We start from the raw sequence: 9175 nt of genomic DNA on the forward strand, positions 1-9175 counted from the left end.
GGCGGCGAGCCGTTGGCGGCGAATGCGCCGCGCTCATAGACCAGCCGCACGATCGGCTCCGACATCACCCAGAGTGCCGCGGCTGCCGGCAGGGTAAGGAACAGCGTGAACTCGACCGAGCGGTTCTGCAGATTGGCCGCCTCGATCAGATTGCCCGACTTCAGCGCCCGCGACAATTCGGGCAACAGCACGATCGCCACCGCAACACCGACCACGCCGAGCGGCAACTGGTAGATGCGGTCGGCATAGGCGAGCGAGGATACCGCGCTGTTCTGCGCCGAGGCGATCGCCGTGCCGATCAGCTGGTTGATCTGGGTGATGCCGCCGGTGATGGCCGCCGGCAGCGCCAGGATCAGCAGCCGCTTGACCGCGGGCGTCATTTTCGGCCGGCGGAAGCCGATCGAGATGCCGGCGTGGCGCACCGCCACCCAGACGATCGCCAGTTGCACCAGTCCGGCGGCAAGCACGCCCCAGGACAGCCCGTAGCCGACGGTGAGGGCATCCGAGCCCTTATACCAGGCATAGGCGAGCACGCCGATCAGGATGATGTTGAGGAACACCGGTGCCACCGCGGCGGCGAAATAGCGGCGCAGCGAATTCAGCATGCCCGCCATCATCGCGCCCAGCGACATGCAGATCAGATAGGGAAACATGATCGTCGCCAGCGTCACCGTGGTGTCGAACTTCCCCGGCGTGCCGGCAAAACCCGGCGCCACCAGATAGCGCACGATCAGCGGCATCGACAGTTCCATGATGATCGTCAGCGCCAGCAGCGCCGTGAACAGCACGCCGAACACTTCCTCGGAAAAGCGCTTGGCGCCTTCGGTACCGTGGGTCTCGATCTCCTTGGCGAACAGCGGCACGAAGGCGGCGTTGAAGGCGCCTTCGGCAAACAGCCGGCGAAAGGTGTTGGGAAACTGGAAAGCGGCGTTGAAGGCATCGGCGACCGGTCCGGTACCGAGTGCGGCGGCCATCAGCATCTCGCGGCCGAAACCGAGCGCGCGGCTCATCAGCGTGCCGGAAGCGACCGTTGCGAATTTCTTGACGAGGCTCATGCTTTTGGGAACTGCCTGCGAAATTGGGACGAAGTGATGGTCGTTGTCACTCGGCCGCCGCCCTGGACTTGCCGCCGCGTTCGGGCACGATGCCTTCGAGCGTTGCCATCAGCCGATTGCGGATGGTGGCGATGCGGGCCGGGCTGTCTATCTTCTGGCCAGTGAGATCGGTGACATAGAAAGTGTCGATGACCTTTTCGCCGAAGGTGGTGATGTGGGCCGATGCGATGTCGAGCGACAGGTCGGAAAGCGTTCCGGTGATCTCCGACAGCAGTCCCGGCCGGTCGAGGCCCTCGACCTCGATGACCGAAAAACGGTTCGACAGCGTGTTGCGGATTTCGGCGCGCGGCGGGATCTTGAACACCTTGGAGCCGCGCCGCGGCTTGGTGCGCTTCTCGATCATTTCCGGCAGCCAGCTCTTGCCCGACAGCACGTCCTCGATCAGCCGGCCGACACGCTCGGCACGCCGGCGCTCATCCTCGTCGCGATCGAATTCTCTGCTGATCAGGATCGTGTCGAGGGCGCGGCCATCCGACGTCGTGAAGATCTGCGCGTCGACAATGTTGCCGCCGGCTCCGGCGCAAGCCCCGGCGATGACCGAGAGCAGACGGGGGTGGTCCTGCGCCAGCACGGTGATTTCGGTCACCGCCTCGAACTGGTGGGTCTTGACCATGGTGGCAAGCTTGTTGCCTGACACGTCGGCTTCGCGGATGAACTCGGCATGGCGCAACTGGTCTGCGAGATCGACGGTCAAAAGGTAATTCTCGTAGTGTTGGCCGACATAGCGCTTGCGGGCTTTGTCCGGCCAGTCGGCAAGCGCCTCGGCCAGGCGCTCGCGCGCCGCCGCCGTGCGCTGCGCGCGCGACACTTCCGAAAACCCGCCGGTCAGCAGCAATTCGGTCTCGTAGTAGAGCGTGCGCAGCAGCTGGCCCTTCCAGCCGTTCCAGACACCGGGTCCGACGCCCCTGATGTCGCAGACGGTGAGGATCAAAAGCAGCTTCAGCCGCTCGACCGACTGCACGATCGCGGCAAAATCCTCGATGGTCTTGCGGTCGTTGAGGTCGCGGGTCTGCGCCGTCATCGACATCACGAGGTGGTTCTCGACCAGCCAGGCCACGGTTTCGGTATCGGCAGGCGACAGCCCCATATGCGGGCAGATGCGACGGGCGATCCTGGCCCCGGCCTCGGAATGGTCCTCCGGCCTGCCTTTGGCGATGTCGTGCAGCAGTACGGCGACATAGAGCGCCTCGCGGCTCTTCTTCAGGCCCGGCATCAGCGTGTGCGACAAGGGGTGGACCTTTTCGCCGTCGCCGCGCTCGATCTCGGCCAGCACGCCGATGCAGCGGATCAGATGCTCGTCCACCGTGTAGTGGTGGTACATCGAGAACTGCATCATGGCGACGATCTTGCCGAAATCCGGGATCAGCCTGCCGAGCAGTCCGGCTTCGTTCATGCGACGCAGATTGAGTTCGGCATTGCGATCCGAGGTCAATATGTCGAGGAACAGCCGGTTGGCCTCCTCGTCGCGCCGCAGCGACTTGTTGACCAGGCCGAGCGAACGGGTCAGCAGCTTCAGCGCGTCAGGGTGGAATTCCAGACCGTGCTTGTCGGCGAACCAGAACAGCCTGAGCAGATTGACCGGATCGCGCTCGAACACCTGGTCGTCGGCGATGTTGATGCGGTGGTTGTCGACAATGAAGTCGGAAGTACCGGCCAGCTTGCGCTTGCGCCTGGAGAAAGTCAGGAAGATGCGGTTGAAGCCAGGTACGTGCTTGGCCTGCTCCTCCTCGAGCGCGGCGCAGAAGATGCGGGTCAGGTCGCCGACGTCCTTGGCAACGAGAAAGTAGTGCTTCATGAAGCGCTCGACCGCCGACAGGCCGGGGTGTGTGGTGTAGCCGAGCCGTTCGGCGATCTCGCGCTGGATGTCGAAATGCAACCGCTCTTCGGCCTTGCCGGTGAGGAAATGCATGTGGCAGCGTACCGCCCACAGGAAATCCTCGGCCTTCTGGAACTCGCGGTATTCGCCCTCGGTGAAGACGCCCTTGTCGACCAGTTCCTCACCGGTGCGCACCCGATAGAAATATTTGCCGATCCAAAACAGCGTCTGCAGGTCGCGCAGGCCGCCCTTGCCGTCCTTGACGTTGGGCTCGACCAGATAGCGGCTTTCGCCGGCCTTGGCATGGCGGTCATCGCGTTCGGCAAGCTTGGCCTGGACATATTCGGGGCCGGTCGTGCGCACCACCTCATGGTCGAACCGCAGCATCAGTTCATCATAGAGCTTTTCCTCGCCCCACAGGAAACGTGCTTCGAGGATCGAGGTGCGAATGGTGACATCGGTGCGCGACAGGCGCAGGCATTCGTCGATGTTACGGGTGGCGTGGCCGACCTTCAGCCCCAGGTCCCACAGCATGTAGAGCATGTATTCGACTGTCTGTTCGCCCCACGGCGTCTGCTTGTAGGGCAGCAGGAACAGAAGGTCGATGTCGGATCCGGGCGCCAGCGTTCCACGGCCGTAGCCGCCGACAGCGACAACGGCCATGCGCTCCGCCGAAGACGGGTTCTTGACCCGGTAGACATGGGTGACGGCGAAATCGTAAAGCGCCCGGATGATCTCGTCCATGAGGTGCGACAGCCGCGCCGCGCAGGCGCTGCCGCCGCCATCGTCCATCAGCATGCGTTCGGCAATGGCGCGCCCTTCCGCCAGTCGTCCCTTGAGCAGTTGGAGCACGCCATTGCGCGCGACCTGCCCGGAGCCGTCGCCCGCCGTGGCCGCGGTCAGCGCGGTCATCTCGCGGCGCAAGGCTTCGCCGTCGATCAATTCGTCGAGCTTCAGGGAGATTCTTGCCATATACCCAGCCGGCCTTGCCGTTTCGGCGGCGTCTATAGCGCGTTTTCGCGGCGCTGGGTATGGGGCGTTGAAAGCCGGTTCAAGACCCGGCTGAGCTCTGGCTCGGATAAGTAAATGGAATGACCATTCTCCGCTTCAGTCGACAGAAATCGGCAATGCGCTTGCCTATTCGCCGAGCCTCGGCTTTTACCTTCGCTATGGCTGTCTTTCTGCGTCTCCCGGTCCCGGCGGCGCACTGGATATCGCGCTTTTCCCTGAGCAGGCTTGGCAATTGGAGCGCCCTGTCGCCAAGGAACTGATCTTGTGCGCAGAGCGCAGGAACAAGCTGATAGATCGTCTCGCCTCGCAAAACCGAAAACTCGGGGTTGAAGACAAGGTCGTCGACAGCGATGCCGATCTCCTCTGTGGCCTTGATCAGGTCGAGCGCGGTTTGCCTGGAGATGATGTAGCCGGCGGTTCCTATATGTCCGGCGTCGAGTTTGGATGTGGAAAAGCCGTGACCGATGGCAATGCGCTTGCGTCGGATCACGGTCTTGCAAAAATAGCTTTCGAGCTTGACGACTTCGGCATCGGCTGGAATCCAGTCGCTGTCGCGAAGCAATGCGCCGGCTTTCGCGGCAAAGACGATGTCGTCCTCGAAGATTGCCCCGTAGCGAGCGTCGCCTTGCGCGATGGCGGCCCAGCAGGCCCGGTGACTGAGCAGGCAGGCGATCTCGCCGTCAGTCAATGGCAGCCTGTTCCGATATCCGACATTTTGTGGCAGCTGGTCCAGGTCCGGCCGATCCCGTGCGTCGATGGCCTGAACGCGTTCGAATGGGACGCCGATGCGGACAAACTCCGCCGTCACACGGGCAAGGCGATCGGGAGACCGATCGAGATTGATGACCAGACGCTTCATTGCCAAAGAAAATCTCACCCCCGGGACGCTCGCTCTCTAGCAGGCGTGGTGTTGCCGCGTGATACTTTTTTTGGGGAGGATGGACGCGCCGTCGACCGGAAAAGAAAGTCGAAACAGCCCTTGACCTTCCAGTTACTGGAAGCCCTATCTCCGCGTCACACACCGACCCATCGAGGCATTTTCGAATGACGCATTCCGATCACGATCATCACGCGCATGGTAGCTGCTGCTCGACAAAAGGCGCCGTGCCCACCACGAAGAGCGTCGTCCGCGACCCGGTCTGCGGCATGACTGTCGATCCGGTCGCCGGCAAGCCGACGGCCGAGCATGATGGCCATCCCTATCATTTCTGCAGCCAGGGCTGCCGCGCGAAATTCGTCGCCGAGCCGGAAAAATTCCTGACGGCCACCGATCCGGTTTGCGGTATGAGCGTCGACCGCGCGACAGCCAGGCACTTTGCCCGCCACGAAGGCCAGGGCTTTTACTTCTGCTCGGCCGCCTGCCAGGCGAAATTCGAGGCGGAGCCGCAAAAATATCTCGGCGACAGGCCGGCACCGCAGCCGATGCCCAAAGGCACGCAATACACCTGCCCGATGCATCCCGAAATCATCCGCGACAAGCCAGGATCCTGCCCGATCTGTGGCATGGCGCTGGAGCCGATGGGCGTACCAACGGGCGATGAAGGGCCAAATCCCGAGCTGGTCGATTTCACCAGGCGGTTCTGGGTGAGCGCTGCCTTGTCGATCCCCCTTCTGATCATCGCCATGGCACCCATGATCGGCCTGACGTTTGAAGGTCTGGTCGAGGACCGGGCAAAAGTCTGGATCGAACTGGTCCTGGCAAGTCCGGTGGTGCTTTGGGCCGCCTTCCCCTTCTTCCACCGCGGCTGGGACTCGCTCGTCAACCGCAGCCCCAACATGTGGACGCTGATCTCGCTCGGCGTTGGTGCTGCCTATCTCTACAGCGTCGTCGCCACGCTGTTTCCGGATATCTTTCCGCATCAGTTCCGCGGCCATGGCGGTGCGGTACCGGTCTATTTCGAGGCTGCTGCCGTCATCGTTGCGCTGGTCTTCCTTGGCCAGGTGCTGGAGCTCCGCGCCCGTGAAAAGACCGGCTCGGCAATCCGCGCATTGCTTGATCTCGCGCCGAAGACCGCGCGGCTGATCGCCGCCGACGGTTCCGAAAGCGATGTGCCGCTCGATGCGGTCAAAGCCGGCGATCGCCTGCGCATACGCCCCGGTGACGCCGTGCCGGTCGATGGCACGGTGCTGGAAGGGCGATCCTCGATCGACGAATCGATGATCACGGGCGAGCCGTTGCCGGTCGAGAAGGTCGAGGGCGATGCGCTGACCGGCGGCACCCTCAACAAGAATGGTGCGCTGATCATGCGCGCTGAGAAGGTCGGCGCCGAGACGACGCTGGCGCGCATCGTCGATCTCGTCGCCAAGGCGCAGCGCTCGCGCGCCCCGATTCAAGGGTTGGCCGATCGCGTTTCTTTCTACTTTGTCCCGGCCGTCGTCCTTGTCGCGATTGTCGCTTTCATCGCCTGGGCCGTGTTTGGACCCGAGCCCAGCCTGATCTTTGCCATCGTCTCCGCGGTGTCGGTGCTGATCATCGCTTGCCCCTGTGCGCTCGGCCTCGCCACGCCGATGTCGATCATGACCGCAACCGGGCGCGGAGCGCATGCCGGCGTGCTGATCAAGGAGGCCGCAGCACTCGAACGCTTCGCTTCCGTCGACAAGCTGATCGTCGACAAAACGGGTACGCTGACCGAAGGCCGGCCGAAACTGACCGATGTCGTCACGGCAAACGGCTTCTCCGAAGAGGAATTGCTGGCGCTTGCCGCCGGTCTGGAGAAGGGGTCGGAGCATCCGCTGGCTGAAGCCATCGTCGACGGCGCTGCTACACGCGGCGTGACCGTTGCCGAGGCCAGCGCCTTCGAGGCGGTCACCGGCAAGGGCGTGTCCGGTTCGGTCTCGGGAAAGACGGTCGCGCTCGGCAATGCTGCGATGATGGCGGACCTTGGCGTCGACATCGCATCCATCTCGGCCAAGGCCGAGGCGCTGCAGCTCGAAGGCAAGACGGCGATGTTCGTCGCTGTCGACAAGAAGCTGGCCGGCATCGTCGCCGTCGCCGACCCTATCAAGGCAACGACGGCCGAGGCGATCAAGGCTCTGCATGAAAGCGGCTTGCGCATCATCATGGCGACCGGCGACAATGAACGCACGGCCAACGCGATCGCCAGAAGCCTCGGCATCGACGAGGTCCGCGCCGGCCTGCTGCCGGAACAGAAGGCAGCCCTTGTCGAGGAACTGCGCGCAACAGGCGCCGGTGTTGCCATGGCCGGCGACGGCGTCAACGATGCACCAGCGCTTGCAGCTGCCGATGTCGGCATCGCCATGGGCACTGGCGCCGATGTCGCTGTCGAAAGCGCCGGTATCACTCTGGTCAAGGGCGACCTCAACGGTATCGTGCGCGCCCGCACGCTGGCGCAGGCGACGATCCGCAACATCCGCCAGAACCTGTTCTTTGCCTTCCTCTACAATGTGCTTGGCGTGCCGGTCGCCGCCGGCGTGCTCTATCCGCTCACCGGCACGCTTCTGTCGCCGATGCTGGCGGCGGCGGCGATGAGCCTGTCTTCGGTGTCGGTGATCGCAAACGCGTTGCGGCTGAGAACATTGAAACTCTGATCCAAGCCCCCAAATACGAAACCCATCCAACAGGAGACCATGAATGACCTTCGCCAAAAAACTCGTTCTGCTGCTGATGGCGGCCGGAATGCTGGTTACCGTCTTCCTCGAAAGCGTTCCGGCGCAAAGCGAAGAGATGAAACACGACATGGGCGCCATGGCGGCGGATGCGACCAGCCCTTCGACGGAAGGCTACAAGGCGGCGATGGACAAGATGCATGCCGACATGATGGCGTCCGACTATACCGGCAATGCCGATGTCGATTTCGTCAGAGGCATGATCCCGCACCATCAGGGTGCGATCGACATGGCCAAGGTCGAACTCGCCAATGGCAAGGATCCGGAAATCCGCAAGCTGGCCGAAGGCGTCATCGCCGCGCAGGAAGCCGAGATCAAGCAGATGCAGGCCTGGCTCGCCGCCCATCCGGTGAAGTAAGTCTTCAGCCATCGTCAGCGCGGCGAGAACGCCTCTGGATTTCTCGTCCAGCCTGTGATGCGATCGGCCTAAATGGAGCCCGCAATGCCGTCGACCATCAGAACCACCAAACTGCCCTCAGGCGAAGCCGTTCAGGTGCTTGGCCAGGGCACATGGAAGATGGGCGAAGATATCAGTCGCCGCGCCGATGAGGTGAATGCCCTCAAGCTCGGCCTCGACCTCGGCATCACGCTGATCGACACCGCTGAAATGTATGCCGGCGGCGGCGCCGAGGAGGTGGTGGCCGAGGCCATTGCCGGGCGCCGCGACGAGACCTTCCTGGTCTCGAAAGTTCTGCCATCGAACGCTTCGCGCGTGGGCGTGCAGCGCGCCTGCGAAAACAGCCTGAAACGCCTGCGCACCGACCGCATCGATCTCTATCTGCTGCATTGGCCCGGCAGCGTGCCTCTGGCCGAAACGGTCGCGGCTTTCGAGACCCTGAAAAAGGCCGGCAAGATCCGCCACTGGGGCGTCAGCAATTTCGACACCGACGAGATGGAAGAGCTGACCGGCCTGCCCGACGGCAACAATGTCCAGACCAACCAGGTGCTCTACAATCTGGTCCGGCGCGGCCTCGAATTCGACCTGGCACCCTGGAGCCTGCAACGCGGCATTCCGCTGACGGCCTATTCGCCAGTCGAGCAAGGCGCGCTGGCGCGCAATGCCAGGCTCGACGCCGTCGCTGCCCGCCACAATGCGACCCCGGCGCAAATCGCCCTGGCCTGGGTGATGCAACAGGAGGGCATCATCGCCATCCCCAAGGCCAGCAGCCAGGAACATGTCCGCCAGAATGTCGCCGCGCTCGACATCAAGCTGACGCCGCAGGACATCACCGATCTCGACCGCGCCTTCCCTCCACCAGCGCGCAAGCGCGGGTTGGAGATGATCTGACTATGTCCCCGCCAGCCCCTTCAGCCGGTAGAGCGCTTCCAGCGCCTCCCGTGGCGTCATCTCGTCGGGATTGATCTCGCCCAGCGCCGCCCCCAGCACATCACTTTTCACCGGCTTCGACGCTTCCCGCTTCACCGCCACCGAAAACAGCGGCAAATCGTCCACCAGCCGGTTCGTCTTGCCCGAAACCTCACCTTCCTCAAGCTGGTGCAGCACTTCCTTGGCGCGGTCGACCACCGCCTCCGGCAGGCCGGCCAGCCGTGCCACCTGCACCCCGTAGGAGCGGTCGGCGGCCCCCTTGCCGACCTCGTGCAGGAA

General features: G+C 63.4%; 6 protein-coding genes and 1 pseudogene. 3 read left to right on the forward strand and 4 right to left on the reverse strand.

Annotated elements, in window-relative coordinates:
• The 3 genes from murJ to EN906_RS12795 form a co-directional block, all read right to left on the reverse strand.
• Nucleotides 1–1055: murein biosynthesis integral membrane protein MurJ (gene murJ, locus EN906_RS12785; RefSeq protein WP_127375203.1), on the reverse strand; the 1055-nt coding region annotated here is incomplete at its 3' end.
• 46 nt (nucleotides 1056–1101) lie between these two features.
• Nucleotides 1102–3903 (reverse strand): [protein-PII] uridylyltransferase, encoded by a 2802-nt coding sequence (locus EN906_RS12790; RefSeq protein WP_127271558.1) that lies wholly within the window; start codon nucleotides 3901–3903, stop codon nucleotides 1102–1104.
• A gap of 79 nt (nucleotides 3904–3982) precedes the next feature.
• Nucleotides 3983–4801, reverse strand: coding sequence for a glycosyltransferase family 25 protein (locus EN906_RS12795; RefSeq protein ID WP_127269992.1), 819 nt, complete (start codon nucleotides 4799–4801; stop codon nucleotides 3983–3985).
• 185 nt (nucleotides 4802–4986) lie between these two features.
• Between EN906_RS12795 and EN906_RS12800 the strand changes: the two genes are divergently transcribed.
• From EN906_RS12800 to EN906_RS12810, 3 genes are all read left to right on the forward strand, one after another.
• Complete coding sequence (locus EN906_RS12800) at nucleotides 4987–7491, forward strand: heavy metal translocating P-type ATPase (RefSeq protein ID WP_127276217.1); 2505 nt, start codon at nucleotides 4987–4989, stop codon at nucleotides 7489–7491.
• 43 nt (nucleotides 7492–7534) lie between these two features.
• Nucleotides 7535–7927, forward strand: coding sequence for a DUF305 domain-containing protein (locus EN906_RS12805; RefSeq protein ID WP_127271334.1), 393 nt, complete (start codon nucleotides 7535–7537; stop codon nucleotides 7925–7927).
• 84 nt (nucleotides 7928–8011) lie between these two features.
• Nucleotides 8012–8857 (forward strand): aldo/keto reductase, encoded by an 846-nt coding sequence (locus EN906_RS12810; protein ID WP_127271333.1) that lies wholly within the window; start codon nucleotides 8012–8014, stop codon nucleotides 8855–8857.
• Here EN906_RS12810 and EN906_RS12815 read toward each other — a convergent pair.
• A pseudogene (locus EN906_RS12815) lies at nucleotides 8858–9175 on the reverse strand (DNA mismatch repair protein MutS); the annotation flags it as partial.

The organism is Mesorhizobium sp. M7A.F.Ca.CA.004.06.1.1, from assembly GCF_003999135.1.
Lineage (GTDB): Bacteria > Pseudomonadota > Alphaproteobacteria > Rhizobiales > Rhizobiaceae > Mesorhizobium.

What these genes read in the sequence shown, in the direction of transcription:
- EN906_RS12790 (WP_127271558.1), bottom strand. Translation starts at nt 3,903, where the DNA reads ATGGCAAGAATCTCCCTGAAGCTCGACGAATTGATCGACGGCGAAGCC.
- EN906_RS12795 (WP_127269992.1), bottom strand. Translation starts at nt 4,801, where the DNA reads ATGAAGCGTCTGGTCATCAATCTCGATCGGTCTCCCGATCGCCTTGCC.
- EN906_RS12800 (WP_127276217.1), top strand. Translation starts at nt 4,987, where the DNA reads ATGACGCATTCCGATCACGATCATCACGCGCATGGTAGCTGCTGCTCG.
- EN906_RS12805 (WP_127271334.1), top strand. Translation starts at nt 7,535, where the DNA reads ATGACCTTCGCCAAAAAACTCGTTCTGCTGCTGATGGCGGCCGGAATG.
- EN906_RS12810 (WP_127271333.1), top strand. Translation starts at nt 8,012, where the DNA reads ATGCCGTCGACCATCAGAACCACCAAACTGCCCTCAGGCGAAGCCGTT.